Genomic DNA, 503 nt, shown 5'->3' on the forward strand with positions numbered 1-503 from the left:
GCTACAGATAGCTTAAAGAAAGCCTTGGTAAATACAACAGGACTAATATATACGTATGGATTTGCTTTTTCTGTTTCCTCATTCATAAAATGAGTCAGCTTGATTGTATATCGGCCATCTACTCCGTTTTCAATGGAGATAATGTTATGTAAGTTTAATTTCTTTAATGCAATATAGAATTGAGAGTGTTGGATATAAGCAAATTCTTCTTTGTATTGCTTGTAATCTTCCCACATCATATGTATTGTTACATTTGGAATAACACCATTAGTAAAGCATTTCTTATGTAGATATAAGAAAACTTCGAGATCAGCATTCGTAATGCCGTATAATTTATGTTTTCTTCCTGTTTTTTCTGCAAGTGCAGACATTGCGCGACGTGAAAAAGATGGTTTGGCTTTTTCGACAAAGCCTTCTACGTCAGCAATACGTTCTTCGTATGTCATGTGCTGCAGAATATCTTCTAAATATGTATCTTTATAGCTGTAGTACTTCTCCTCAAA

The 503-nt window shown here is 33.8% G+C and carries 1 pseudogene; it reads right to left on the reverse strand.

Annotated elements, in window-relative coordinates:
• Window positions 1–503 (reverse strand): annotated as a pseudogene (locus FOT98_RS31115) (hypothetical protein); the annotation flags it as partial.

Origin of the sequence: Bacillus sp. HY001, assembly GCF_007558965.1 — a bacterium.
Classification (GTDB): Bacteria; Bacillota; Bacilli; order Bacillales; family Bacillaceae_G; genus Bacillus_A; species Bacillus_A mobilis.